This window comes from Lentzea kentuckyensis (assembly GCF_002150765.1).
Classification (GTDB): Bacteria; Actinomycetota; Actinomycetes; order Mycobacteriales; family Pseudonocardiaceae; genus Lentzea; species Lentzea kentuckyensis.
Map to the genome: position 1 here is coordinate 22,790 of NZ_MUYM01000004.1, position 26,355 is coordinate 49,144.

General features: G+C 68.8%; 19 protein-coding genes and 1 pseudogene. 14 read left to right on the plus strand and 6 right to left on the minus strand.

From position 1 onward, the window contains the following. Positions 1 to 9 precede the first annotated feature (9 nt). Positions 10 to 579, plus strand: coding sequence for a DinB family protein (locus tag B0F77_RS02610; RefSeq protein WP_086661128.1), 570 nt, complete (start codon positions 10 to 12; stop codon positions 577 to 579). Here the strand turns inward: B0F77_RS02610 and B0F77_RS02615 are convergent. Continuing rightward, on the minus strand, positions 510 to 1,637 hold the full coding sequence (locus B0F77_RS02615) for an MFS transporter (RefSeq protein ID WP_245847785.1): 1,128 nt from the start codon (positions 1,635 to 1,637) through the stop codon (positions 510 to 512). The two genes, B0F77_RS02610 and B0F77_RS02615, sit on opposite strands and share 70 nt — an antisense overlap. 134 nt (positions 1,638 to 1,771) lie before the next feature. On the opposite strand from B0F77_RS02615, the gene B0F77_RS02620 reads away from it, so the two are divergent. From B0F77_RS02620 to B0F77_RS02630, 3 genes are read left to right on the plus strand one after another with little or no spacing between them, the layout of a single operon-like run. After that, positions 1,772 to 2,242 (plus strand): phosphatase PAP2 family protein, encoded by a 471-nt coding sequence (locus B0F77_RS02620; protein ID WP_245847799.1) that lies wholly within the window; start codon positions 1,772 to 1,774, stop codon positions 2,240 to 2,242. Between the two features lie 8 nt (positions 2,243 to 2,250). Beyond that, positions 2,251 to 3,720, plus strand: a complete 1,470-nt coding sequence (locus tag B0F77_RS02625) for a sensor histidine kinase (protein WP_143466534.1) — start codon at positions 2,251 to 2,253, stop codon at positions 3,718 to 3,720. Beyond that, entirely contained in the window at positions 3,717 to 4,364 is a 648-nt protein-coding gene (locus B0F77_RS02630; protein ID WP_086661265.1) for a response regulator, read from the plus strand. Before B0F77_RS02625 ends, B0F77_RS02630 begins: the two co-directional genes overlap by 4 nt. 5 nt (positions 4,365 to 4,369) lie before the next feature. Here the strand turns inward: B0F77_RS02630 and B0F77_RS02635 are convergent, their stop codons facing one another. Next, positions 4,370 to 5,950 (minus strand): solute symporter family protein, encoded by a 1,581-nt coding sequence (locus tag B0F77_RS02635; protein ID WP_086661132.1) that lies wholly within the window; start codon positions 5,948 to 5,950, stop codon positions 4,370 to 4,372. A 3-nt stretch (positions 5,951 to 5,953) separates the two neighbouring features. Continuing rightward, the gene (locus B0F77_RS02640; protein WP_086661133.1) at positions 5,954 to 6,370 is read right to left on the minus strand and encodes a DUF485 domain-containing protein; all 417 of its coding nucleotides are present in this window, start codon (positions 6,368 to 6,370) and stop codon (positions 5,954 to 5,956) included. A gap of 278 nt (positions 6,371 to 6,648) precedes the next feature. Here B0F77_RS02640 and B0F77_RS02645 point away from each other — a divergent pair. From B0F77_RS02645 to B0F77_RS02660, 5 genes and pseudogenes are all read left to right on the plus strand, one after another. Further along, positions 6,649 to 7,980, plus strand: a pseudogene (locus tag B0F77_RS02645) (OFA family MFS transporter); the annotation flags it as partial. A gap of 278 nt (positions 7,981 to 8,258) precedes the next feature. Then, positions 8,259 to 8,366 carry an MFS transporter small subunit gene (locus tag B0F77_RS50820; RefSeq protein WP_425435607.1) on the plus strand — a complete coding sequence of 36 codons (108 nt, stop codon included), beginning with the start codon at positions 8,259 to 8,261 and terminating at the stop codon, positions 8,364 to 8,366. Next, on the plus strand, positions 8,366 to 10,480 hold the full coding sequence (locus B0F77_RS02650) for a sensor histidine kinase (RefSeq protein WP_086661135.1): 2,115 nt from the start codon (positions 8,366 to 8,368) through the stop codon (positions 10,478 to 10,480). Before B0F77_RS50820 ends, B0F77_RS02650 begins: the two co-directional genes overlap by 1 nt. Then, positions 10,477 to 10,875, plus strand: coding sequence for a roadblock/LC7 domain-containing protein (locus B0F77_RS02655; protein ID WP_086661136.1), 399 nt, complete (start codon positions 10,477 to 10,479; stop codon positions 10,873 to 10,875). The genes B0F77_RS02650 and B0F77_RS02655 overlap by 4 nt, the downstream gene beginning before the upstream one ends. After that, a complete protein-coding gene (locus B0F77_RS02660) occupies positions 10,872 to 11,414 on the plus strand; it encodes a DUF742 domain-containing protein (RefSeq protein ID WP_086661137.1) in 543 nt (180 codons plus the stop codon). Before B0F77_RS02655 ends, B0F77_RS02660 begins: the two co-directional genes overlap by 4 nt. Positions 11,415 to 11,696: 282 nt before the next feature. Here the strand turns inward: B0F77_RS02660 and B0F77_RS02665 are convergent, their stop codons facing one another. Continuing rightward, positions 11,697 to 14,486 carry an AfsR/SARP family transcriptional regulator gene (locus B0F77_RS02665; protein ID WP_086661138.1) on the minus strand — a complete coding sequence of 930 codons (2,790 nt, stop codon included), beginning with the start codon at positions 14,484 to 14,486 and terminating at the stop codon, positions 11,697 to 11,699. A 71-nt stretch (positions 14,487 to 14,557) separates the two neighbouring features. On the opposite strand from B0F77_RS02665, the gene B0F77_RS02670 reads away from it, so the two are divergent. The 5 genes from B0F77_RS02670 (at position 14,558) to B0F77_RS02690 (ending at position 23,996) form a co-directional block, all read left to right on the plus strand. Then, positions 14,558 to 17,101 carry an ATP-binding protein gene (locus B0F77_RS02670; protein ID WP_158102572.1) on the plus strand — a complete coding sequence of 848 codons (2,544 nt, stop codon included), beginning with the start codon at positions 14,558 to 14,560 and terminating at the stop codon, positions 17,099 to 17,101. A 104-nt stretch (positions 17,102 to 17,205) separates the two neighbouring features. Then, positions 17,206 to 17,793, plus strand: a complete 588-nt coding sequence (locus B0F77_RS02675) for a nitroreductase family protein (protein WP_086661140.1) — start codon at positions 17,206 to 17,208, stop codon at positions 17,791 to 17,793. Further along, on the plus strand, positions 17,784 to 20,711 hold the full coding sequence (locus B0F77_RS02680) for an AfsR/SARP family transcriptional regulator (RefSeq protein WP_158102573.1): 2,928 nt from the start codon (positions 17,784 to 17,786) through the stop codon (positions 20,709 to 20,711). The genes B0F77_RS02675 and B0F77_RS02680 overlap by 10 nt, the downstream gene beginning before the upstream one ends. 497 nt (positions 20,712 to 21,208) lie before the next feature. After that, positions 21,209 to 21,757: a Uma2 family endonuclease gene (locus B0F77_RS02685; RefSeq protein ID WP_045310305.1), complete on the plus strand. Its 549-nt coding sequence runs from the start codon at positions 21,209 to 21,211 to the stop codon at positions 21,755 to 21,757. Positions 21,758 to 21,896: 139 nt separating this feature from the next. Beyond that, positions 21,897 to 23,996, plus strand: coding sequence for a terpene synthase family protein (locus B0F77_RS02690; protein WP_086661142.1), 2,100 nt, complete (start codon positions 21,897 to 21,899; stop codon positions 23,994 to 23,996). Here B0F77_RS02690 and B0F77_RS02695 read toward each other — a convergent pair. Further along, positions 23,974 to 24,963 (minus strand): alpha/beta hydrolase, encoded by a 990-nt coding sequence (locus tag B0F77_RS02695; protein WP_086661266.1) that lies wholly within the window; start codon positions 24,961 to 24,963, stop codon positions 23,974 to 23,976. The two genes, B0F77_RS02690 and B0F77_RS02695, sit on opposite strands and share 23 nt — an antisense overlap. A 32-nt stretch (positions 24,964 to 24,995) precedes the next feature. Further along, the gene (locus B0F77_RS02700) at positions 24,996 to 26,342 is read right to left on the minus strand and encodes a cytochrome P450 (protein WP_086661267.1); all 1,347 of its coding nucleotides are present in this window, start codon (positions 26,340 to 26,342) and stop codon (positions 24,996 to 24,998) included. Positions 26,343 to 26,355 lie beyond the last annotated feature (13 nt).

Below are 26,355 nucleotides of genomic sequence, written 5' to 3' on the forward strand. Positions count from 1 at the left end.
TGTCGCGGCATGATTACCGAAGTTCTCCAGCGCTACCTGCGGGCGTCACGCGACTCCGTGTTGTCCACTTTGGACGGACTGAGCGAGTACGACGCGCGCCGCCCGATCGTGCCCAGCGGCACCAACCTGCTCGGCCTGGTGAAGCACCTGTCCGGCATCGAGTTCGGCTACCTCGGTGACAGCGCGGGGCGTCCCACGCCGGTGTCGTTGCCGTGGGTCGAGGACGGCTCGGTCTGGGAGAACGGCGACCTGTGGGTCAAGCCGACCGAGACGCGTGAGTACATCGTCGGTCTGTACCGCAGGGCCTGGCAACACTCGGACGAGTCGATCGCGGAGCTGCCGCTGGACGCGCCCGCGTCGGTCGCGTGGTGGCCGGAACACCGGCGCCAGACCACGTTCGGGCATCTGCTCGTCCGCGTCGTGGCGGAGACCGCGCGGCACGCCGGGCACTGCGACCTCGTGCGGGAGCTGATCGACGGACGGTCCGGCGCGGACAACCCGGAGGGGTACTACGACCTGGTCCTCAGCATGGCGAGCGCGCCGATCACCGGGCCCGGCACGAGCAGCAGGAACGCGTAACGCCAGGTCACGACCTCGGCGAGGAGCGGCACGAGCTGGATGCTGACCACCGTCAGCCCGAACCCGATGGCGGTCAGCGCGGTGAGGGCCGTCCCCACGTAGCGCGGGTCGGCCACCTCGCTCAGCGACGTGGAGAACACCCCGGAGTCGGCGATCACCGACGCGCCCCACACCGCGCAGAACGCGATCAGCAGCGGCGTGCCCCACGCCAGGGGCGAGAGCAGGCAGCAGAGTCCGCTCACCGTCAGCGCGCCCACGGCGGCGGGCGCGCGGCCGAACCTGTCCGCCGCCCAGCCACCGGCGAGACAGCCGGCGAAGCCCGCCACGCCCATCGTCAGGAACACGGTGAGCCCGACCGGGGCGTTGGAGCTCAACAGGAACGTCGGCAGCCATGTCCACAGCGCGTACAGCTCCCACATGTGTCCGAAGTAGCCGAGGTTCACCAGTCGCGGCTTGCGTTCGCGGAACATCTGCAGGGCGTACCGCGGGTTGAGCTGCGCGGTCGTCGCGGTCAGGAACGGTCCCGGCCGGACGAACACCAGCGCTGTCAGCGCGCCGAGGAACGCGATCGCGGCCGCCGTCACGAGCACCTCGCGCCACGGCAGCTGTCCGAACACGTGAGGGAGTGCGCTGCCGAGCGTCAGCGCCCCGATCAGCACGCCCAGCGCCCGGCCCCGGTTGCGGGTCTCCGACCAGGACGCCATCAGCTTCATGCCCACCGGGTAGACACCGGCGAGCGCCACCCCGGTGAGGAACCGCAGCGGGATCGCGGCACCGAGCCCGTGCACGGTCAGCCCGAGCATCAGTGTGCACACCGCACCGGCCGCCGCCGAGACGGCGAGCAGCAGGTGCGGGCGGACGCGATCGGCCAGGTTGAGCACCGTGGCCCCGACCGCGCCCGTGACGAACCCGAGCTGCACGGACGCGGTCAGCCACACCGCCGCGCCCGCGCTGATGCCCCACTCGGTCCGCAGCGAGGGCACGACCGCGGACATCGAGAACCACACGGCCAGGCCGAGGACCTGGACGAGAGCGATGGCCGCGCGCTGGATCAGCACCGGGTGAATCTGCCACGTTCCGCCCGTCGCCGCAGCGCGTGCCGCGCCGACCTTGTCGAAAGTAAGGTCCGATCGGTTCCGATCGGCAGAGGTGCGCCGGCCGAGATCTTCGTAGGTTCGGCTGGGTGACCTGGATGGTGATCGGCACCGACGCGGTGCTGGGTGTGTTCGCGGTGATGTTCCTGTTGTTGTGGTTCAAGCACCGGCTCAGGGCGTTCCTCGCCGGAGCGGGCGTGGTCGTGGCCTACGTGATCAGTGAGGTCATCAAGCTTGCGGTACAAGAAGAACGGCCCTGTCGCACGGCGCCGTCACTCGCGAAGTGCCCGGAGCCGGGCGACTGGTCGTTCCCCAGCAACCACTCGGTGATCGCGGGCGCGTCCGCGATGGCGATCTGGGCGCTGCACCGGACCTACGGCTGGGTGGCGGCGGTCTGCGCGCTCGCGGCGGCCTCGTCGCGCGTCATCGTCGGTGTCCACTATGTACACGACGTGCTGGCCGGGCTGGCGCTCGGAGCGTTGGTGTCGTGGGGGATCGCGGTGCTGCTGAAGAGGAACGAGCGGAGCGAGGACGACGCTCCGACCGTGGTGATGCAGCGGCTGGGATGATGGGTGCCGTGTGGGTGCGGCTGATCCTGTGGGTGTGCGCGGCGACGCTGGTGGTGGCCGCGGCGGCGACCTCGCGGCCCGGCCGGCTCCCGGTCTGGGAAGTGGCGCTGTACCTGGTCGTGCTCGCCGTCGCGTTCGTGGTCGTGCGCCGGCGGCCCGCGGCGGCGCTCGGCCTCGTGCTCGGCGCGTGGCTCGTCTGCTACCTCGTCCGGGTCGAGTTCGACAGCGCCACAGGTGTGCTGGCACTCGCTCCGGCACTCGCCATCACGAGCTTCCTCGCCGGCCGGCACGCCGCGGACCCGCGGGGGACGGCCATCGCGCTGACCATCGCCGAGATCGCCGGTGTGGTCGTGGCACTGACCGAGCGCGGTGGCTCGGACACCGCGCTCGCCGTCACGTCCGGCATCGGTGTGCTCGGGGTGGTGCCGTGGGTGGTGGGACGGTTCCGGCGGCGGTACGTGGAGCTCCAGGGCGTCGGCTGGGAGCACGCTTCCTTGCTGGAACGGGATGCCGACAACGCTCGCAACGCCGAACGGGCCCGGCTCGCCGGTGAGATGCACGACCTGGTGGGTCACGAACTGGCGCGCGCCGCCCTCCTCGTGGGTGCGCTGGAGCTGGAACCGACCCTTACCGCGCAACAACGTGAGGCAGCCAAGACCGCGCGTGCGAGCGTCACGGCCGCGGCGGAACGGCTCGCCGACGTCATGCAGGTGCTGAGAGCCGACGAGGACGAACCCGTCGCGACGGTCGAGGAAGTCGTTGCCAGGAGCGGACTCCACGTCGAACTCACCAACGGGCGCAAGACGGCGATCGACGGCATCATCGCGAAGACGGTCCACCGGGTGGTCGCTGAGGCGCTCACGAACGTGATCAAGCACGCGCCCGGCGCCGAGGTCACCGTGAGCCTGTCCGCGAACCTCGAAGTCCGGATCACCAACGGGCCGGCGCCGAAGACTCAGGCGGTGGGCAGTGGCAAAGGGTTGGTGGGCCTCGCCGAACGCGTCGCGCTCGTCGGCGGCTGGTTCGAGGCAGGACCCTCGGACGACGGAGGGTTCGAGGTCAGGGCCAAGCTGCCGGAACGCCCGCGGGCGAGAACCATGCCCACGCACGTGCGTCGCGAACGCACCGAGGAAGAGATTCGCAAGAGCGCGAAACGCACTGTGCTGATCACATCTGTCGTGTGTGCGGGAATCGCGATCGGTGTGCCGGGGTACATGGTGTTCGACGCGGCGACGTCCGTTCTCACCCCGACGCAGTTCGAACGGGCGGAAATCGGGCAGGACGAGGACGACCTGGACCTGCCGCTGCGCACCCGCGTCGACAACCCGCTCGGCGTCACCGCGCCGCCCGGCACCGAGTGCCGCTACTACAGCACGCACCCCAACCCGTTCGACAGCAACCGCCATGACCTGCACCAGCTCTGCTTCCGGCAGGATCGGCTGGTGTCCAAGGAGTGGCTCGCGAGGAGGAGCGGTTGATCAGGGTGGTGCTCGCCGACGACGAGCCGGTGGTCCGCTTCGGCGTGAAGGCGGTGCTCGCGACCGCGCGGGACGTCGAGGTGGTCGCGGAGGCGGAGAACGGGAGCGAGGCGATCGACCTGGTCGCGCGGCACCGGCCGGACGTCGCCGTGCTCGACATCCGCATGCCCGTGTTCGACGGGCTGGACGCGGCGAGGGTGATCCGCGAATGCCATCCGGGCACGAGCACGTTGGTGCTGACGACGTTCGCGGACGACGCCTACATCAGCCGGGCGCTGGGGGAGGGCGCGGCCGGGTTCGTGCTGAAGACGGGCGATCCGCAGGAGATCATCTCCGGCGTCCGCGCGGTCGCGGGCGGGGGCGCGTTCCTGTCTCCGCTGGTGGCGAAGAGAGTCGTCGACCAGCTCTCCCGGGCACATCCCCGACCGCTTGCCACGCAACGGATCGAGGTCCTGACCGCACGTGAGCGCGAGGTGCTCGGACTGGTCGGCGCCGGCCTGTCCAACGCCGAGATCGCGGCTCGCCTGCACGTCGTCGAGGGGACCGTGAAGGTGTACGTGAGCACCATCTTCCGGCAGCTCGGCGTCCGCAACCGGGTGCAGGCCGCGATCATCGCGCACGAGTCGGGGATCATCCCCGACTGATCGGCTCAGGCCTTGGCGCCGATGCCCGAGATCGCCCGGACTTCCATCTCCGCCGCCTTGCCCGCCATCTCCGGCTCCCGCTTCGACAAGATCGTCGCGAGGAACCCGCAGAGGAACGAGAACGGGATAGACACGATGCCGGGGTTGCCGAGCGGGAACCAGGCGAAGTCGACGTTCGGGAAGATCGACGTCTTCGCGCCGGACAGCACCGGCGAGAAGATGATCAGGAAGAGGCACGAGCCGAGGCCGCCGTAGATGCTCCACAGCGTGCCGATGGTGTTGAAGCGCCGCCAGAAGATCGTGTAGAGGATCGTCGACAGGTTCGCCGAGGCGGCCAGCGCCAGCGCCAGTGACACCAGGAACGCCACGTTCTGGCCGTTCGCCGCGATGCCGCCGATGATCGACAGGAGGCCGACGACGATGGCCGTCAACCGGGCGACCCGGATCTCCCTGCGCGGCTCCGCGTTGCCGCGCTTGATCACGTTCGCGTAGACGTCGTGGGCGAACGAGGCCGACGCGGCCAGCGTCAGGCCCGCGACCACGGCGAGGATCGTCGCGAACGCCACCGCGGACACGATGCCGAGCAGTACGGCGCCACCGATGCGGAACGCCAGCAGCGGCGCGGCGGAGTTCTCGCCACCCGGTGCCGCGGCGATCGTGTCGGTGCCCACCAGGGCCATCGCGCCGAAGCCGATCACCAGCGTGCACAGGTAGAAGATGACCATCGTCCAGGTCGCCCACACGACCGAACGACGGGCTTCCGAGGCGTTCGGCACGGTGTAGAAGCGCATCAGCACGTGCGGCAGGGACGCGATGCCGAGCACCAGGGACAGGGCCAGCGAGACGAAGTCCAGTTTGGACATCGCGCTGAAGCCGTACTTGGCGCCGGGGTCGAGGACGGCCTCGCCGAGCTTGTTGTTCTCGGTGGCCTGCTGCATGATCGCCGACAGGCTGAAGCCGAACTTGCCCAGCAGGAAGATCGTCATCAGCGTCACGCAGAGCAGCAGCAGGACGGCCTTGATGATCTGCACCCAGGTCGTGCCCTTCATGCCGCCGACCAGCACGTAGAGCACCATCACCATGCCGACCACCGCGATCAGCAGCGCCTGGCCCCACTTCGAGTGCACGTTGAGCAGCAACGCGATCAGGCCGCCGGCGCCCGCCATCTGCGCGATCATGTAGAAGAACGAGATCACCAGGGTCGCGTTGGCCGCCGCCGCGCGCACCGGGCGTTGCCGCATCCGGAACGCCAGCACGTCGCCGACGGTGAAGCGGCCGGTGTTGCGCAGGCCCTCCGCGATCAGCAGCAGGCCGACCAGCCACGCGACGACCCAGCCGACGGAGTACAGGAAGCCGTCGTAGCCGTGCGCCGCGATACCGCCGGAGATGCCGAGGAACGACGCGGCGGACAGGAAGTCACCGGACAGCGCCACGCCGTTCTGGGCACCCGTGAACGAGCTGCCCGCGGCGTAGTAGTCCGACGCCGTGACGTTGCGGCTGCTGGCGCGGTAGACGATGTAGAGGGTGATCAGGACGAACACCGCGAAGACGCTGAGGTTCAGCACCGGGTTGCCGGTGGTGGGCATGCCTTACTCCTCGACGCCTGTCTTCTCTGCGAGCAATTTGCGCTGCGGGTCCAGCCGTCGCTTTGCGTAACGGGCATAACCGAGCGTGATGATGATCGAAGTCACAAACTGGCTCAGTCCCAGCAGGATGCCGAGGTTGATGACGCCGATCACCTTGGTGCTGACGAAGTCTTTCGCATACGCGGACAGCAGCACGAAGGTCAAGTAGGAGGTGAGGAAAAGCGCCGTCATCGGGAAGACGAACGTCGTGAGGCGCCTGCGCAGAGTGCGGAATTCGTCGGTCTGCCGAATGAGCTCGAAGTTCGGTTTGCCGTTCGAATCCACGTACGACAAAGCCTCGGGGTCGTCGAACGACGCGAAACCCCGGCTTTCCCGATGCTCGTGCTGCGTTTCGCCAGGCGACCACATCGCCTTGGTCATGTACCCCTGCCCCTCGCGTGTGCGGCGCCCACTGTAGCGCTCTCACGTGTGCAGTCAACGCATCGGAGTCGCCGGAACCGGGCAAAACCGGGCCAAACCCGGACACTGCATTTGTCTCAAATGGTGCGCAGTGCAGGTTGTACCACAGCGAGAGCTCGAGGTTGCATCGGATGCAACGCCGTATGCAACAGCGAACGACAAGGTCCAGACCGTTGTCGCACGTGTACACCTGGCCTAGGATCGGCCGGTCCGCGTTTTTGGTGACGGTTGGGGATAAAGTGGGGTTCTTAGCGCGCGAACGCCAAGTCGCGCCTCCCGGATGGAACCGCTGGCTCGTTCCGCCCGCAGCACTGGCGATTCATCTCTCCATTGGCCAGGCATACGCCTGGAGTGTCTTCAAGACGCCGCTGGAGAAATCGCTCGGCATCACGGGAACGCAGTCCGCACTGCCCTTCCAGCTCGGCATCGTGATGCTCGGGCTGTCCGCGGCCGTGCTCGGTACGACCGTCGAACGCAGGGGTCCGCGCTGGGCGATGCTCATGTCGCTGATCGCCTTCTGCTCCGGCCTGCTGATCTCGGCCGCCGGTGTGTGGGCGGGTCAGTACTGGGTCGTGGTCTTCGGCTACGGCCTGATCGGTGGCATCGGCCTCGGCATCGGCTACATCTCGCCGGTGTCCACGCTGATCAAGTGGTTCCCCGACCGGCCGGGCATGGCGACCGGTATCGCGATCATGGGCTTCGGCGGCGGCGCGTTGATCGCCTCGCCGTGGTCGACCTCGATGCTGACGGCGTTCGGCAACACCTCGACGTCGGGCATCGGCAAGGCGTTCCTGGTGCACGGCATCGTCTACGCGATCTTCATGAGCGTCGGCGTGCTGTTGATCCGCCTGCCCTCCAAGGAGTTCACGCAGGAGAAGGCGGAGCTGCTCAAGGACAAGCCGAAGTCCACCGTCGGCTTCAACGTCTCGGCGAACAACGCCATCAAGACGCCGCAGTTCTGGCTGCTCTGGGTCGTGCTCTGCTTCAACGTCACCGCGGGCATCGGCATCCTGGAGAAGGCCGCGCCGATGCTGGTCGACTTCTTCAAGGAGTCCTCGACGCCGGTCGCCGCGACGGCCGCCACCGGTTTCGTGGCACTGCTCAGCGCCGCCAACATGGCCGGCCGGTTCATCTGGTCGTCCACTTCGGACATCGTCGGCCGCAAGAACATCTACCGCCTCTACCTGGGTGTCGGCGCGCTGCTCTACCTGGTGTTGCTGACGTTCGGCCCGACCAGCACGCCGCTGTTCGTGGTCGCGGCGATGGTGATCCTGTCGTTCTACGGCGCGGGCTTCGCGACCGTCCCGGCGTACCTGCGCGACCTGTTCGGCACCTACCAGGTCGGCGCGATCCACGGTCGCCTGCTGACCGCGTGGTCGGTGGCCGGCGTGCTCGGGCCGCTGATCGTCAACGCCATCGCGGACGCGGGCAAGAAGGCCGGGCACGTCGGTCCTGACTTGTACGCGACGTCGTTCTACATCATGATCTCGCTGCTGGTCGTCGGTTTCGTCGCGAACGAGTTGATCCGCCCGGTCAACCCGAAGTTCCACGAGCCGACGGCAGAGGCGGAGGCAGAGGTCGTCGACGAGCCCGAGGCCGCGGCCGAGGCTGAGGTGGAGAAGTCCGAGCCGAAGGCCGCGAAGGCGGAGGACGTCGTCGCCGAGCCCGAGGCGGAGAAGTCCGAGCCGAAGGCCGCGAAGGCGGAAGACGTCGTCGCCGAGGCCGAGAAGCCCGGGCCGAAGTCGGACGACGAGGCGACGGTCGCCAAGTGGAACGAGGCCGAGGCGGCGGAAGCCGCGGACGTCGCGGAGTCGGCTGAGAAGGAAGAGGCGGAAGGCGTGGTGCAGAAGTGAACTCCCAGCGCTTGTTGCTCATCGGAGCGTGGCTGTGGGTGGGTCTTCCGCTCGCCTACGGCCTGTACCGGCTCTTCCTGAACGCGGCCAAGCTCTTCGTCTGATGTTCAACGCGCTCGTCAACTGGCGCAACTGGCGCCTGCCGGTGAAGCTCGCCGCGGTGTTGATCGTTCCGGTCGCCATCGCGGTGGGCGCCGGCGTGCTGCAGATCCAGTCGCACATGGAACGCGCCGAGTCGTACGCGGCGCTCCAGCGGCTGGTCAAGGTCCGCGCGGCCCTCATCCCCGTGATCGAGGGGGTGCAGGCGGAACGGCGGATCATCGCGGAGGGCGTCGGCCCGCAGATCCTGTCCGAACAGGTGCGGCGCACCGACGACGCCCGCGCCGCGTTGCGCGAGCAGATCGCCAAGACCTCGTTGAGCGACGTCGTGATCGCCCAGATGAACGAGGTCCAGGGCAAGATCGGCGGCCTGACCGCGTTGCGCGAGCAGGCCGGCGACGTCCCGACCGCGATCAACACCTACACCGAGCTCACCGACTCGTTGCTCGACATGGACGAGGTGCTCGCCAGCGAGTTCGGCGACGCCGCGCTCTTCCGCACGGCGATGGGCCTGCACCACGTCGTGCACGTGCAGGAAGAGGTCCTGTACCAGCAGGCGGTCGTGCTGTCCGGGCTCACCCGCGGCCAGTTGCTGACCGCCGAGGTGCGGTCGCTGGTCGAGTCGAACGTGAAGCTCGGCTACATCGCCGGCGAGTTCGCCTCGCTGGCGACCCCGGAGCAGTTGAAGGCCTATGGCGTGGACTTCAACGGCCCGGACATCGAGGCCCACCGCAAGATGCTGGCGACCGCGCTGCTGCATCCGACCTCGGACGCACCCAGCACGAGTACCAACAACGGCAACAGCAACGGCAACAACAGCAACAACAACGCGGCCAGGCCCAAGCCGTTGCCGATCGCGGCCTCGGACTGGAGCAAGGCCTCCGGCGCGGTCGCGACCTCGCTCGGCGGCGTGGTGGACGGTCTGCAGAACGATCTGCGCGACACCGCGAACCGCCTGCGCGACGAGACCAGTGACGCGGCCGGTACGGCGTCCGCGATCCTGTTCGCCAGCCTGATCCTGGCCGGCACCATCGGGTTCGTCGTCGGCCGCTACCTGCTGCGCTCGCTCAACGCGTTGCGCCGCTCGGCACTCGAAGTGGCGTGGCACAAACTTCCCGAAATGGTGGCAACCGGACGCGGCAGCACGGAGATCGACCCGGTGCCGGTGGACACGACGGAGGAGTTCGGCCAAGTGGCGCGCGCGTTCGACGCGGTGCACCAGCAGGCCGTCCAGTCGGTCATCGAGCAGGCCAGCATGCGCGCGAACATGCGCAACATCTTCGTGAACCTCTCGCGGCGCAGCCAGAGCCTCGTCGAACGCCAGCTCAAGCTGATGGAGGAGCTGGAGAAGTACGAGGAGGACCCGGACCAGCTCGCGAACCTCTTCAAGCTCGACCACCTCGCCACCCGCATGCGCCGCAACAACGAGAACCTGATGGTGCTGTCCGGCGGTGACGTGGCGCGGCGGTTCACCCGCCCGATCCCGCTGACCGACGTGCTGCGCGCGGCGGCCGCGGAGATCGAGCAGTACCAACGGGTGATGGTGCACACGGCGCCCAATGCCGAAGTTGTCGGTTATGTGGCAAGCGACCTGGTTCGGCTGCTGGCCGAACTTCTTGACAACGCAACGGCTTTCTCGCCGCCGCACACCCAGGTCTCGATCAGCGCGTCGATCGAGGCCGGCGACATCGTGCAGATCGACGTGGTGGACCACGGCATCGGCATCGACCCCGAGGCGCTGGCGGCCGCAAACCACCGGCTCGAGGCCGCTGGCGAGGGCATGGACGTCCAGGTGTTCCGCGAAATGGGACTTTTCGTCGTGGGCAGGCTCGCCGCACGCCACCAGATCGTGGTACGCCTCGATGCTCAACAGGGCAAGGGAACTCGCGCGATCGTGTTGGTTCCGGCGGAACTGGCCCCACGACGAGAAGAGTCCTGGGAGAGTTTCCGCGGGGAAGCGATCGAGCAGCAGCAGGCGTCGTGGTTCCAGACGCCCGCGGCCGGCCCGCCGCCTCCCCCCGCACCCGCGCGTCAGACGCCGGAATCTGCCCGAGGATTCCTCAACGCCTTCCAGCGTGGTGTGCAGCGAGGCCTTCCCGACCACCAGGAGAGTCGATGAGCACGCAGGTGGACCAGTTCGGCTGGCTGGTCACCAACTTCGCCGAACGCACACCCGGCATCGAGCACGCCGTGGTGATCTCGGCCGACGGCTTGGTGTTGATCTCGTCCTCGAAGCTGCCGGGGCACGTCGCCCCGCAGTTCGCGGCGATCGTGGCCGGTGTGGTCTCCCTCGCCGAGTCCGCCTCCCAGTGCTTCGCCGGCGAGTCGGTCGTCCGCACGGTCGTGCAGATGGACAAGGGCGTGATGCTGCTGTCGTCGATCAGCGACGGCTCGGTCCTCGCGGTGCTGGCGTCGGCCACCTCCGACGTCGCGCAGGTGGCGTACGAGATGACGGTGGTCGTGCGCCAGGTGGGCCAGCTGCTCACGCCGGAACTGCGGGCCGAGCTGGCATGAACGGACAGTCCGACGAACAGGTCAACTTCGGCGATCTGATCAGCGGTTTCAGCTTCGACAGCGAGCGGATCCGCAAGCGCGGCAAGAAGAAGGCCCAGCGCGCCCCGGAACCCGTGCCGGAGCAGCCGGACCCGTACGCCACGCTGCCGTTCGAACCGCCGGTCCCGCCGCTGCCGTCGATCGAGCCGTCGTCCTTCGAGACGTCGTCCTCGATCGTGCGCGCCTACGCGTGGACCGGCGGCCGCACCACGTCCGACGTGCACCTGGAGATCGAGACCCTGGTGTCGGTGAACGAGCGCTCGGCCACCGCCGTGCGCCCGGAACACCACGACGTGCTGGCGTTGTGCCACTCGCCGCGGTCGGTGGCGGAGATCGCCGCCCTGCGCGGGTTGCCGTTGGGCGTCACCAAGGTGCTGCTGGGCGACATGGCCTCGCACGGGTTGATCGACGTGCACCGCACCGCGTCGTCCTACGGCGATGACGCTCGGCCGGACAGCGCGCTGCTGGAGAGGGTGCTGGCGGGCCTGCGACGCCTCTGACCGGTGCTGATCGGCTTCGGCCGACTTTGGCAGACCCTCTGAGTACGTTGAGATGCAGGGGTTCCCGGCTCGGGGCAGGGCCCCGGCAAAGTCCCGTCAGGCCATCCGCCTGGCTGGCGATGGCGTGTGCAAGTACCACCAACCCAACATCAACAAGCACTTTGCTACTACCAACTGGCCTCGTCGATCCCAGCGCCCGGCTCAGCCATGTTCGGCAACTGGCGAACATGTTGGGTGTAGTTGGCGGCGATTTGATCAAGAGTTGGTAGTACTTGCAGACGCCTACCAGCAGAAACGACTTTGTCCGGGCCTTGGCGGCTCGGGGGTACCCCTGCGCAAGCACGCCCGGGGCAGCCCCAGTTCCGCGAGCAGCCGCTCACCCTCGGGGTCGCCCAGCCGCACCAGCGTCCGCATCAGCTCCAACGGCAGCGAGATCCGCCGGAAGATCCCCGCCGCCTCCTCCCACAGCGCGCGCTCCCCGGTCACATCCCCGAGCCGGCGCAACGCCGCGGCCGTGCCCTGCGGATCCCGGTGCTCGCGCAACACGGCCAGCCCGGCACGAAGCCGCGAAACCGCCAGGTCAGCCCGCCCGGCAACGAAGTCCGCGTAGCCGTGCGCCAAGTCGAGGTGCGCGAGCCCGGGCCGGTCGTCCATCTCCAAGATCGCCGAGCGAGCCACCGCCAGCGTCTCCAGCGCCTCCTCGGGCCGGCCGGCGTCGATCAGCAGCTCCGCGTACTCCTTCAATCCCATCGACGTGAGCCGCGACGGCGGGTCGCCCAGGAACGTCTTCAACACCACCGAAGCCTCGGGAGACCCCAGATCAGCCAAAGCGATCCCGAGGCCCCACCGCGTCAGCGCGTCGTGCACGGGAGTCCCGCACGAAGCGAACTCCGCCGCACACTCCCGAAACGAAGCGACCGCCTCGTGCAACTGACCGAACCGGGCGGCGGTCGCGGCCACCTGCCAGCGCGCCTCGGCGATGTCGAGCGGGTTGCCCACCTGGGCCGCGATGGCCTGCACCTCGGCGGCGAGGGCGGGGAGTTCCAGGTTGCGGTCCTGCTGGGTGTACAGGGCGAACAGCGCGCGGATGTTCACGAGTTTGCGCGGGTCGGGGCCGGGCAGGCAGTCGATCACGGCTCGGGTGACGGCCTCGCCCTCGGTGAAGTACTGGCGCACCGAGAAGAACGCGCGGGCGCGCACGGCCAGTTCGGAGGCCTCGTCGGCCAGTGAGAGGGAGGCCGCGCGCCGGATCGTCGAGACCAGGACCTCGCGTTCCGCCTCGAACCAGTCGAACGGACGGGCGCTCGCCACCTCCAGGGCCGGCGGTGCGTCGCCCGCGACGAGGGCGTGGGAGAGCACGGCGCCGTGGCCGAGGCGGTCATCGGCGGTGGCGGCCAGCGCCAGCAGTCCGTGGACCAGCCGCGTCACGGCACCGCGCTGCTCGGCCACCGGCTCCTGAACCACGAGCTCGGAGGCGAACTCGTGCACCAGGTCGTGCAGGAAGAACCGGGTCTGACCGGCCTCGTCGACCCCCGCGGGCTCGGCGAGGTGGCACGACAGCAGGTCGTCCAGCAGGCGCTCGCCCGCCTCCCACGGCTGGTCGGCGAACGCGGCCAGCACCCACGCCGGCATGGTCACGCCGCCCAGCAACCCGAGCCGGCGGAACGCCACCGCGGCGGCGGGGGACAGGGCGCGGTAGCTCAGCGCGATGCTGCCGCGCACGTCGAGATCACCGACCGCCAGCTCGTCGAGCAGGGCGCGTTGCCCCGCGAGCCGTGTCAGCAACCGGGCCGGCGTCATGTCCGGGCGGGTGAGCCGGGCCGCCATCACGCTCAACGCCAGCGGCAGCCGTCCGCAGAGCACCGCGAGCGACCTGGCCGGCTCGTCCGACGCACCCAGCATCGCCGTCGCGTCGTCCAGGGAGAGCAGCGGAACGACGATGTGCCGAGCCTCGCGCAGTGCGGCCAGGGAACGGCGCGACGTCACCAGCAACGCCGAACCCGGATAGCCCGGAAGAAGCGGCCGGACCTGGCGCTCGTCCACGGCGTCGTCCAGCACGACCAGCACCCGCCGCGACGCCAGCAGGGAGCGGTATTCGGCAGCCCGTTCGTCCTCGGACGCGGGCACCTCCGCCGGTGGCACGCCCAGCGCGCGTAGGAACCGGCCGAGCACCTCGAAAGCGGACGTCCCCTGGAGCTTGGCGTACAGCTGACCACCTGGGTACCTGGCCGCCAGATCGTGCGCCACCCGCACGGCCAGCGCGGACTTCCCGACACCGCCCTGCCCGGTCAGCACCACCACCGGCAGTGAGGAGACCACCTCGGCGACCAGTGCCGTCCGTCCACAAAGGACCACTGCGGGAGGTAGCTGGCGCGGTCCGGAAACCCCGGGGTCCAGGTCGTGGCGCAGGATCTGTTCGTGGAGCGACCGAACGGCCGGCGAGGGAACGACACCCAGCTCGGCGTCCAGCAGGTCGCGCAAAGTCTGAAAGGCGGCCAGAGCGTCGGCCTGACGCCCGGCCAGGTAGTAGGACCGCATCAGCAGTGCGACGAGAGGCTCGCGGTACGGGTGCGACGAAACGAGCGCGCGCACCTCTTCCAGCACGTCGAGACCGAGGTCGAGGTCCTCGCCGATCCGTTGCTCCAGAGCCGAGAGCCGTCGCTCGTCCAACGCCTGGGCGGCGGGGACCAGCGCCGCACTGCCCAGCCCGTCCAACGCCGGACCGCGCCACAACGCCAGCGCCGCACCGACGTCGGCGGACACCAGCCGATCGAACTCCGCCAGGTCGAACCAGCACCCCGTCAGGTCGAGCACGAAACCGGGTTCGGCGGCAGCGATCACCCCGTCCGAAGCACCCGCCGCGACCAGATCACGGCGCAACGACGTGGTCGTGTTGCGGATCTGCCGGGCGGCGGTCGCGGGCGGGTCGGCATCCCACACGGCGGCGGTGAGCTGGTCGACGCTCACCACGCGGCCGGCGTTGAGCAGCAGCGTGGCGAGGATCTTGCGCTTGCGCGGGCCGACAACCTCGCAACCGGAGACGTCGAGCGGCCCTAGCACGCTAAATCGCACAAAACCGAAACTAGCAGCACAAATGCGCCGACGGTGCGGAAACGATGCACGCCGTCGGCAGGCTGCGGCCCGTGACGGCTCAGATTGTCAGCGACCCGATCGCGACCACAACGAGGGAAACCCCTCGGGTCGGCCGCGACCGCGAATGGCAGCAGCTCACCCGGCACCTGGACAACGGCGCCGTGGCCCTGGCCGGTGATCCGGGCATGGGCAAGTCCACGTTGCTCGGCGCCCTCGCCGGCCGCCACCCGCGCGTGCTCTCCGGGCGGATCGGCGAGTTCGAGCGCAGCATCCCGTTCGGCGTGTTCGTGGACGCGCTCGGCGAGCACTGGACGCTGGACCTCAGCGCCGACCTCACCGCCGCCGGACGGCACTCGTTGCACCGCGAGATCAGGTCGTTGCTGCACGACCTCGGTGACGTCCTGCTGGTGCTCGACGACCTGCACTGGGCCGACGCGGCGTCACTCGACCTGCTGCACCACCTGGTGCGGCACCGGCCACCGGGCACGAAGATCGCCTGCGGGTTCCGGCCGCGGCAGCTGCGGATCGACTGGCTGCCGGTCGTCGAACTCGGTCCGCTGACGCGACAAGAAGCCGGAGAACTGCTCGGAACACCCGTCACACAGCAGTTGTACGACGAGAGCGGAGGCAACCCGTTCTACCTGGAGACGCTCGCCGGTGGCTCGGAGGCGCTGCAGGCGGCGTTGCGCGGCGAGATGTCCGTCCTGGCGCCGCAGACCGCCAGGTTGTTGCAGGTCGCGGCGGTGCTGGGGGACCAGTTCGAGGCCTCGGTCGTCGCCGAGATCGCCGATCAAGACGTCGATGACGCCCGCACAGCGCTCGACGACCTCATCACCGCCGACCTGATCAGGCACGACCAGCGCGCCTACCGCTTCCGGCACCCGACCGTCCGCACCGCCGCCTACCACTCGGCCCCGGTCGCCACCAGACACAAGGCCCACAGCAGAGCCGCCGAAGTGCTCGAACGCCTTGGCGCGCCGGCGGAAGCCCGCGCCCATCACGTCGAACTGGCCGCGACACCGGGAGATCGGCACGCCGTCGGCGTCCTGGCCGCCGCCGCGCACTCGGTGATGCACAAGGCTCCGGCGACCGCCGCCCAGTGGTACGCGACGGCGTTGTCGCTGAGCACCGGCGACGAGTGGGAACTGCGCTGGGGACAAGCCCGCGCACTCGGCCTGTCCGGACGCCTCAACGACAGCCGCGCCGCGTTGCACGACCTGTTGAACGCCCTGCCCAAGGACCACCCGCAGCGGGTCGACGTCGTGGCCTTCTGCGCCCACGTCGAACGCGCGCTCGGCCGGCACGCCGAGGTCAGGGCGCTGGCGGCGCGAGAGCTGGAATCCGTGCGGGACAACGCGGTGCTGAAGCTGGTGCTGGCCGTGTCGCTGCTGCAGGTCATGGAATCGGCGGACACGATCGCGGAACTGCTGGCGGACGTGCGGGAGATCGCGCGAGCACAAGATGACGCGGTCCTGGAAGCGGGCGCGGCGGCGGTGGCCTCGCTGTCGGACGGCGACGTGTCCCGGCTGGCGTTCGCCGCGTCCGCTGTGGACGGTGCGACGGACCAGGACGTGGCGCGCAGACTGGAATCCGTGGTCTGGCTGGCGTGGAGCGAACTGCGGCTCGGCCGGTACCAGGACTCGCTGAGGCATTACGAACGCGCGCTCGCGGTCGCCCGTTGCACCGGCCAGCACCACGTCCTCGGCAACCTCCTGCTCGGCGTGGCGAACGCGCTGCGCTGGCTGGGGTGCCTGGACGAAGCATGTGAAGGTGCGGCGGAAGCGGCCGAGGCGGCGTTCCTCAGCGGCAGCAAGGACTTGCATGCCCTCACGCTGTCCGTGCACTCGTGGCTGCTCACGTTGCGGGGCGACCACGTGACCGGGCTGGAGGTGGCGCGCCGGGCCGTCGACGTGGCCCGCGCGATCGAGGGCTGGCACCCGACGATCGCCCGGCTGCGGGTCGGTCACGCGCTGCTCGCGGCGGGGGAGAAGGACGCGGCGGCGGCCGAGATCCTCTCCGCCGGTGGCGGCGCGGAACTGCCGAAGGTCCCGGCGGTCTACCGCGCCGAGATGTACGAACTTCTTGTGCAGGCAACGGGTTCCGCCGAATGGGCCGAGCACGCGTCCGAGGCGGCTGACCTGGCGGGGCTGGCTGGCTGCCACGGGTTCGCGGAACTCGCCTGGGCCCAGGTGCACCAGGCGCTCGGCGAGCACGCGGAGGCCGGGCAACGGGCCGCGCGCGCCGTCCACCACTTCGAGCAGGCAGGCCAGCGGCTGGAGGAGGGACGAGCGCGGCTGGCGAGGAGCGTCGCGCTCGGCTCGCGCGCGGAGGGCGAGGCCGAACTCCGCCGCGCACAAGGGTTGTTCGCCGCCTGTGGTGCGCCGATGCCGGCCCAGGACGGGCTCGACACGCTGACCTCCCGCGAACGCCAGGTCGCCGGGCTCGTCGGCGAGGGCCTGACGAACCGCCAGGTCGCCCGGCAGCTCCGGATGGCCGAGAAGACCGTCGAAGGTCACCTGTCGCGGATCTTCGCGAAGCTGGAGGTGCGGTCCAGGGCCGGTGTGGCGGCCCAGGTGGGAAGACTGGGGCGCTGATACGGTGCTTTTGGGAAAATAAACAGGACTTGGTGACTTTTCGCCTCACGAGAAGGGCGCTCGTGAGGCGAAAAGTCAAACCCTGTCTCTTGGGGGAGGTCGACATGGAGTTCCAGGACGTCGTCCGGCGCCGCCGCATGGTGCGCAAGTTCACCAGCGAGCCCGTCAGCGACGAGAGCATCCAGCGGATCATGCGCAACGCCGTGCGTGGTCCGTCCGCCGGGTTCTCGCAGGGCCAGGGTTTCCTGGTGCTGCAGGGCGAGCAGCTGAAGCGGCTCGCCGAGAAGTTCGAGTGGTGGGCCGGGGAGGAGACCAAGAAGGCACCCGTCGTCGTCATCCCGTTCTCGGCCAAGGAGGTCTACCTCGACCGGTACGCCCAGGCCGACAAGGGCTGGACGGACCGCAGCGAGGACCACTGGCCGGTCCCGTACTGGGACATCGACACCGGCATGGCCGCGTTGCTGATCCTGCAGACCGCCGTCGACGAGGGCCTCGGCGCGGTGTTCTTCGGTACCAGCAAGGAGGAGTGGCCGGCGCTGCGCGCGGAGTTCGGCGTGCCGGACAAGTACGTGCCGATCGGCATGATCGCGATCGGGCACCCCGCGGAGGACGGCATTTCCGAGGGCGCCTCGCCGCGGACCCGCAAGCGTTTGCGGTTCGACGAGATGGTGCACTGGGGTCAGTGGCAGTGAGATCGTTCGGCCTGCTCGGGCCGTTGGACGTGGTGCTCGACGGGCGCCACGTCCACGTCCCGCCCGGCAAGCGGCGGGTGGTGCTCGCCGCGCTGTTGCTGCGGCCCGGCCAGGTGGTCGGCGTCGACGAACTGGTCGAGCTGGTCGGCGGTTCGCGCAACGCCCTGCAGACCACCGTCGGCCGGCTCCGCGAGGACCTCGGCGACGCAACGCTCGTGCAGACCAGGCCCGGTGGCTACCTGCTGGACGTGCGGCCGGAAGAGGTCGACGTCCACCGGTTCGACCAGCTGGAACCGCGGGAGGCGCTCGCGTTGTGGCGCGGCCGGCCGTTCGCCGACATCGGCAGCGACGCCCTCGAACGCGACCACCTGCCCGCGTTGACCGAGAAGCACCTCGCGACGCTGGAAGCGCGGATCGAGCACGACCTGCGCGACGGCAGGCACGAGCAACTGGTCCCCGAACTGCGCACGCTCACCCGTCAGCACCCCACCAGGGAACGGATGTGGGCCCAGCTGATCATTGCGCTGCACCGCTGCGACCGGCAGACCGAGGCGCTGCGGGCCTACGACGACATCCGCACCCGGCTCGCCGAGGAGCTCGGCCTCGACCCCGGCAAGGACCTGCAACAGGCCCACCAGCAGGTGCTCACGGCCGACAACCGGCCGCGGACCCGCAACGACCTGCCTGGCGACATCCCCGACTTCGCCGGCCGCGCCGACGACCTCGGCGAGATCCTCGCCGCCGTGCCGTCCGGCTGCGTCGCGATCACCGCGATCGACGGCATGGCGGGCATCGGCAAGACCACGCTCGCGGTTCGCGCGGCGCACCGGCTCGCCGAGAAGTTCCCGGACGCGCAGCTGTTCGTCGACCTGCACTCCTACACCGAGGGCGTCGAACCGCGCACCCCGGCGGACGCCCTGCTGGCGTTGCTGACCGCCCTCGGCGTGCCCGCCCACGACATCCCGGACGGCCTCGACGCCCGCGCGGCGCGGTGGCGCGCGGAAATGGCCCACCGCAAGGCACTCGTGGTGCTCGACAACGCCGGCAGCGCCGCGCAGGTCCGTCCGCTGCTGCCTGGAACGGGTCTGGTCCTGGTCACCAGCAGGCGCAGGCTCGTGGACCTGGACGCCGCGTACACGATCTCGCTCGACGTTCTGTCCGAAGAGGACTCGCTGAGCCTGCTCGCGAGCATCGTGGGACGGAGAGCCGATCTCGACGGCTCCCGCGAGATCGTCCGGCTCTGCGGTTACCTGCCGCTCGCGGTGCGGATCGTCGGTGCCCGCTGGCGCACCAGGCCCGCGTGGTCCACGCAGGACGTCATCCGGCGGCTCACCGAGCACCGGCTGACCGAGCTGACCGCGGGCGAACGCAGCGTCGCCGGCGCGTTCGCCCTGTCGTACCAGCAACTCACGCCCGAGCAGCAGCGCCTGTTCCGGCGGCTCGGCCTGCACACCGGCGAGGACTGGGACGCCTACCTCGCGGCCGCGGTGATCGGCTCGACGCGGGCGGACGCCGAACGGCTGCTGGACGAGCTGCTCGACGTGCATCTGGTGCAGCAGAAGGAGAACGGCCGCTACCGGTTCCACGACCTGCTGGCCGACCACGCGAAAGCCAGTGTGGAACAGGAGGAAACCGAGGAGGTGGTGCTGCGCATCCTCGACTACTACCTGCACATGGCGAGCCTTGCGGAGTTCCGGATGTCCCCAGGCCGCCCGCAGATCCACTCCGTCCTGCGGTACCTCCCGTTCGACCCGCCGCCGCTCACGACCGTCCGGGACGCGGCGCAATGGCTCGACGCAGAGCGCTTGAACCTCAGGGCATCCGTGTATCTGGCGGCCTACCGCGGCCATTACGCGCACGCTTGGCAGGTGCCGCACCACATGGCGAACTTCCTGCTGGGCTATGGCCGCGAACGGATCGAGCTGCAGAACGTCGCGCTCGCCGCCGCACGCCAGCTCGGCGACCTGAAAGCCCGCGCGGAGGCGTTGAGGGGCCTCGGATCGGCCTACATGGCGCGGCAGGACGCGAAGCCGCTTGATCACCTGTACGAGTCGTTGGAACTGATGCGCCAGATCGGCGATCTGCGCGGGGAAGCGTCCGTACTGGCGTTGCTCGGCATCATCGCGCGGGAAACCAATCAGCTCGACAAGGCGCAGGAGTACTTCGAACGAGGGTTGAAGCTGATGCGGGCCGCGGGAGCGCCGACGGGTGAGGCGAGCGCGCTGCACAACCTCAGCCTCGTGTACGTGCTCCGGGGCCAGAACGACGAAGCATTGGCGCACGTCGAGGCAGCGCTGTCGTTGCTCGAAGAGCACGGCGACATCTGGCGCGCCGCAATGGTGTTGCAGGACCTCGGTTATACCCACTTCTACTTGTTCAACGACGACGAGTGTGTCGAGTACCTGGAACGATCCCTGCTGGCGTTCCAGGAGTACGGGGACTGGCGCAACGAATTGCTCTCGCGGTCCGACTTCGCCTACGCGGTACTTGAGTTCGGCATGCCGGGCAAGGCGCTGGAGTTGACGCGCGCGGCAGTGGACCTTTGCCGGGAAGGCCTGGGAGTGGCCGGTGACGACGAGGCGCTCAGGGCCATGGACGAGATCGAGGACCACGCCGGTGAACTGGAGCTGGCCCTGGTGCTCGCCATCCGCGCGGAGCTGGAAGGACGGTTGACCGAGGCCGTGCGGTACGGCGAATGGAGTCTGGAGGCGATCAAGAAGGCCAGGCGTCTGTGGATGGGCGACCGCGTGCTCGGCCAGCTGTGCCGGCTGCATTTGGCGCTCGGCGACCGGGAGACCGCCGTCCGCTACGGCGAGGAGGCGGTCCAGGCCGCCGAGCGCTTGCGTCAGCCCAGGGCGGTGGCAGTCGCGAAGCGGATTCTCGCTAGAGCCACAGCGCCAGCAGAACCAGCGTCGTAGCAACTCCCGCGATCAACGCGAACGCCGCGTATTGAGCGACCTTGTCCTTGGTGCTGCGCATTCCCGGCTCCCCTCGGTGGTGGTGCCACCGAGGGTGTTGGAGAGCGTCCACACATCGTCCCCACCACGATCACACGGCCTTCCGCGAGGTATTGCTCCAACAGAGTGCTTGGCGGGCTCGTAAGATTCCGTTAGGGTCGCATTCGCGGACAATTGGCAGGGGCGATGGCGTTACCGAAAATCGCCCGAAAATTGATCAAAAATTAGCCAGTTGTTCGATTGCAACCAAAAGGCTGCTCCGTCCGGGTGGCGCCTTCCACGGCAGGACCACTCGACGCTCACCCAGCGAGGCGGGCGTGACGGAGACGTGTGCGCGCAGTGGTGTGAGGTCGGCCAAAAGGGGCTTGTGAGTCGTGCGAATCGGACCAGTCTTGTCTAATGGCATCGCCGGGATCCGTCCGGCGGACAGTGGCCTCGACACGGGGGTGGAACGCACCATGGGTGGTGTCCCGACGTTTCCCCACGGCAGGCCATTGACGTGGGCGGACCTGGAGGCGATGCCTGATGATGGGCACCGTTTCGAACTCGTCGACGGGGTGTTGGTCATGAGCCCCTCACCCCGCCCCGTGCACCAGCGGGTCGTCGCGCGACTGCTGGTGGCGCTGACGGCTGTCTGCCCGCCGGAGCTGGAGGTCCTCCCCGCTCCGGTCGACGTGGTGCTCGCCGACGACACGGTGTTCATCCCGGACCTGGTGGTGGGCCGGCGCGAGCAGTTCACGAAGCAGGCGCTCATGGGACCGCCCGTGCTGGCGGTCGAGGTCCTGTCGCCCCGCACGCGGCACGTGGATCTGGAGCTCAAGCGGGCGAAGTTCCAGGAAGTCGGCTGCGAGAACTACTGGATGATCGACTACGACAGTCCCTGGCTGCGCTGCCTGCACCTGGAGAACGGCGTGTACGTCGAGCAGGCCCGTTCGGACGGCGAAGAGATCATCGAGCTGCAGTTCCCCTTCGCGGTGAAGCTGAGCGCGCAGTCGCTGGTGCGCTGAGTGCCTGCCTGTCGAGACCTGCTGGGCTGAACGGGCGACACCGCACTACAAAAGTGTGGATCAAGGTTCCACCATCTGGCGCGGCCTCGCGTCGGACTGGTTGCGTGCATCGCGATCATGTCCAACGCACGGAGGTCACATGCAGCCGTTCCAGTTGCCGGAGTTCTACACGCCTTATCCGGCCCGGCTGAACCCGAACCTCGAGCGCGCCCGCGTCCACACGCGGGCCTGGGCGCACGAGATGGACATGATCGACGTACCGCAGCACGGCACGGTGATCTGGACCGACGACGACCTCGAGTCGCACGACTACGCGCTGCTCTGCGCGTACACACATCCCGACTGCGACGGTGAGACGCTCGACCTCATCACCGACTGGTACGTGTGGGTCTTCTACTTCGACGACCACTTCGTCGAGCTCTACAAGCGCAACCCGGACATCGAGGGCGCGCAGCGGTACCTCGACCGGCTGCCGTTGTTCATGCCGGTCAACGGCCGGATCGCCGAGACCCCGACGAACCCCGTCGAGAAGGGTCTCGCGGACCTCTGGCGCCGCACGGTCGGCAGTCACTCGCAGGGCTGGCGCGAGCGGTTCGCCGCCAACACCAAGCACCTGCTCGACGAGTCGATGTGGGAGCTGCGGAACATCAGCGCGGAACGGCTGGCCAACCCCATCGAGTACGTCGAGATGCGCCGCAAGGTCGGTGGCGCGCCCTGGTCGGCGAACCTGGTCGAGCACGCGGTGGGCCTCGAAGTGCCCGGACGAATCGCTCTCACCAGGCCGATCGGGGTCCTGCGCGACACGTTCTCGGACGCCGTGCACCTGCGCAACGACCTGTTCTCCTACGAACGCGAGGTGCTCGACGAGGGCGAGCTGTCGAACAGCGTGCTGGTGTTCGAGACGTTCCTCGACATCCCCACCCAGGAAGCCGCGGAGGCCGTCAACGACCTCCTCACGTCCCGGCTGCACCAGTTCGAGCACACGGCCCTCACGGAGGTCCCGATCCTGCTCGACGAGCACGCCGTCGACCCCATCGGACGCGCGGCCGTCCTGGGCTACGTGAAGGGCCTGCAGGACTGGCAGGCCGGCGGGCACGAGTGGCACCTGCGGTCGTCGCGGTACATGAACCAGAACGTCAGAACCGGGTCGATCCTCGGCTCGTACGCCAAGACCATGCCGCAACGGCTGAGCCAGTTCACCAGCACGCCCAAACGGGTCGAGCCGTACACACTGCCGTCGTTCGAGGTCCCGTTCACGCTGACCCTCTCGCCGCACCTCGACCAGGCCAGGGAGCAGGTCGTCGCGTGGGCGGTCGAACAGGGCATGACCAGCGAGGGCGTCTGGGACGAGCGCAAGGTGCGGGGCTTCGACTTCCCGCTGTGCTCGGCCGGCATCGACCCGGACGCGACGCCGCAGGAACTGTTCCTGTCCGGCTGCTGGCTCACCTGGGGCACGTACGCCGACGACGTCTACCCGCTCTGGTTCGGCCAGACCCGCAACCTCCTCGGCGTGAAGACGCAGACGGCCCGGCTCAAGGCCTGCATGCCGCTCGACCTCGTGCAGACCGTCGTTCCAGCCAACGCCATGGAGCTTTCACTGGCCGATCTGTGGCAACGGACCGCGGCGCCGATGACCCCCGAGTTCCGTGCCACGTTCCGGGACACCGTCGACGCGATGCTCGACGCGTGGGTGTGGGAAGTGATCAACATGCACTTCAACCGCATCCCGGACCCGATCGACTACGTGGAAATGCGGCGCAGCACGTTCGGTTCGGAACTCACGACCTCGCTCAGCCGTTTCTCGCATTCCGCGACCGTGCCGCCGGAGCTGTGGGAAACGCGGGTCGTGCAGACCATGGAACGGTCGGCCATGGATTACTGCACGATGCTCAACGACGTGTTCTCGTACGCCAAGGAGATTCAGCACGAGGGCGAGGTGCACAACATGGTCCGCGTCGTCGAGAACTTCCTCGGCGTCTCACAGTCCCGCGCTTTCGAGATCACCTACGCGTTGATGGACGCCCGCCTGGACCAGTTCGTCAGGTCGGTCGACGAGCTGCCACCGAACTCCGCGCTCACCCGGTACGCCGACGAACTGAAGGACTGGATCGCCGGAATCATCCACTGGCACCGGGAAACCAGCCGTTACGATGAGGCCGGACCGATCCCGGTGTTCCACCAGGGTCCCTCCGGCCTCGGCACGTCCGCCTACCGGCTCACATCCCGAACTTCGAGCTGAGCCACGCGCGGGTCGCGTCGCGGTAGTCCTCGGCGTTGCGGTGCAGGGCGAGGGAATGCCCTGCACCGGGCAGGACGTAGGTCTCCAGCTGCGCTTCCGGCCGGTAGTACAACGCTTCCTGGGCGCGCAACGCCGCGGCGTTCGAGCAGTCGCGCAACGCCAGCAGGCCGCAGAACAACACGTCGTTCGTGCCGACCGCCTGGAACACCGGCACGTCGATCCCGTACGTCGTCGGCAGCACGATGCCGAACACGGCCACGGTTCCCATGCCCGGCACGGAAACCTGGTCCTTGGTCGCCTCGTCCGCGTTCAACACGAGCTGCTCGGCGTCGTCCATCGCGTAGAACAACCCGGCCCGCGCACCCGGCCGCGTCGTGAAGTACAGCGGGTCGCTGCCGAGCGCGGCGAGGACGTTGTCGAGGAACACCGGCTGAAGTCCCAGTGCCGCACCGAGAGTGAGCACCGGCACGGCCGGCATGTGCGTCATGCCGGACAGCACGACGCCGTCCACGTCGTGGTAGGTCGCGGCCTCCATCGCCACGATGCCCGACCCGACGGAGTGTCCGACGATCACGACCTTCTGGTAGGCGGTGCCGCCGACGTGTCCGGCGCGCAGGTGCTGCACCACCTCGTGCAACGACCGTGCCTCAGCGGAAATCAGCATCGGCAGGCTCAGCGGGTGCGTCGAGGCACCGGTGCCGAGCCGGTCGACGGCGAACGTCGCACGGCCTTCGCGCGCCATGTTCCGCTGGTACGAGTAGGACTCCGGCACACCCGGCAGGTCCCAGTACGCGCGGTTGTACGTGCCGCCGTGCACCAGCAGCTGGATCGAGGACGGGTTCACACCTGTCGGCGTGCAGAGCTGACCGGAGACCGTGGCGGTTCCCGTTGTGGGACCGGAAACCGGGAGTGTGGCCATCGAACACGCGACACCGGAGGCGTGGGCGGCAGGCGTCAGGGACGTCATCGCCAGCACGGCGGCGAGAACGGGGAGCAGTTTCACGCTTGGGGCCTTCTCTGTGTCGGCTTCCTTCGGGTGGCGACCAACGGCAGCTGGTTCGGCTGCATGGTCGCCTTCACCTGGGCGTAGACGCGTTGTCCCGCAACGGGAACGAGATCCCACCGGGTGGCGATCGTCGCGGCCGCGATCGCGATCTCCGTGTGGGCGAGGAAATGTCCAGGGCAGAACCGCGAGCCGCCGCCGAACGGGATGAAGGCGCCCTTCGGCACCTCGGCCGCTCTGGCAGGCTCCCAACGGTCCGGGTCGAACCCGTCGGGATCCGGGAACCAGCGCGGATCGCGGTGCAGCGTGTGCTGCGAGACCGCGATCTCGGAGCCCTTCTCGATGAGCACGCCACCGATCTCGACGTCCTCACGGGCCCGGCGCATCAGGATGATCGGCGGGGTGCGCCGCAGCACCTCGTTGATGATCCGGCCGGTGTACTCGAGCTTCGCCACGTCCTCGAACGTCGCCGGCCGATCGCCCAGCACGGCGTCGACCTCGGCGTGGAACCGCCGGCGCACCTCGGGTCGCGTGCCGACCTCGTGGAAGAACCAGGCCAGCGCCACCGCCGTCGTCTCCGCGCCGGTGGTGAGGATCGTGACGACCTCGTCGTGGATCTGCTCGTCGGTCATCGCCTCGCCGGTGTCCGCGTCCCGCGCGGCGAGCAGTGCGGAGAGCAGGTCACCGTGGTCGGCGCCGCCCTCCCTGGCCCCGACGACGACCTCGGGAATGATCCTGCGCAGCCGGGCGGCGGCCTCGTCGAACTCGCGGTTCGCCCTGATCGGCAGCTTTTCCACGAAGCCAGGCGAGAACGCGCGCACCAGCACGTGCTGGAGCATGATCGGGATGGAGTGCTTGATCTCGGCCAGCACCTCGGGACCGAGGTCGGCGGAGAACAGCGTGCGACCGGCGACGGTCATCACGAAGTCCTGCATGACCTCGTCGAACTCGAGCCGCTGACCGTCGTGCCACGAGTCGCGCAGTTCGGTCGCCAGCGTGGTGATCACGGTCTCGGCGTAGGTCGAGACTCTGTTGCGGCTGAACGCGGGCAACATCATCCGGCGCTGCCGCTGGTTGAACGCGCCGTTCGAGGTGGCGAGCCCGTTGCCGAACAACGGGCGCATCTTGTCGAAGACGATGCCCTTGTCGAACTTGTCCGACGTGAGCAGCTTCGTCGCCAGCTCGGGTGTCGTGACCAGGTGCACCGGTAGGGGACCGAGGAAGACTCTGACCACGTCGCCCTTGGCGGATAACGAGGACAGGAACTCGACCGGCGACCTGAGCAGGGTGACGGTATGACCGATGAGAGGCCATCGGCCCGGCACCGTCGTGACGCTCGGCATCACACCACCCTCT

Excerpts from the sequence above, each read along its gene's own strand:
- B0F77_RS02635 (WP_086661132.1), bottom strand. The coding sequence starts at position 5,950 with ATGCCCACCACCGGCAACCCGGTGCTGAACCTCAGCGTCTTCGCGGTG.
- B0F77_RS02685 (WP_045310305.1), top strand. The coding sequence starts at position 21,209 with ATGGGTGGTGTCCCGACGTTTCCCCACGGCAGGCCATTGACGTGGGCG.
- B0F77_RS02655 (WP_086661136.1), top strand. The coding sequence starts at position 10,477 with ATGAGCACGCAGGTGGACCAGTTCGGCTGGCTGGTCACCAACTTCGCC.
- B0F77_RS02690 (WP_086661142.1), top strand. The coding sequence starts at position 21,897 with ATGCAGCCGTTCCAGTTGCCGGAGTTCTACACGCCTTATCCGGCCCGG.
- B0F77_RS02695 (WP_086661266.1), bottom strand. The coding sequence starts at position 24,963 with ATGACGTCCCTGACGCCTGCCGCCCACGCCTCCGGTGTCGCGTGTTCG.
- B0F77_RS02640 (WP_086661133.1), bottom strand. The coding sequence starts at position 6,370 with ATGACCAAGGCGATGTGGTCGCCTGGCGAAACGCAGCACGAGCATCGG.
- B0F77_RS02650 (WP_086661135.1), top strand. The coding sequence starts at position 8,366 with ATGTTCAACGCGCTCGTCAACTGGCGCAACTGGCGCCTGCCGGTGAAG.
- B0F77_RS02620 (WP_245847799.1), top strand. The coding sequence starts at position 1,772 with ATGGTGATCGGCACCGACGCGGTGCTGGGTGTGTTCGCGGTGATGTTC.
- B0F77_RS02660 (WP_086661137.1), top strand. The coding sequence starts at position 10,872 with ATGAACGGACAGTCCGACGAACAGGTCAACTTCGGCGATCTGATCAGC.
- B0F77_RS02610 (WP_086661128.1), top strand. The coding sequence starts at position 10 with ATGATTACCGAAGTTCTCCAGCGCTACCTGCGGGCGTCACGCGACTCC.
- B0F77_RS02700 (WP_086661267.1), bottom strand. The coding sequence starts at position 26,342 with ATGCCGAGCGTCACGACGGTGCCGGGCCGATGGCCTCTCATCGGTCAT.
- B0F77_RS02675 (WP_086661140.1), top strand. The coding sequence starts at position 17,206 with ATGGAGTTCCAGGACGTCGTCCGGCGCCGCCGCATGGTGCGCAAGTTC.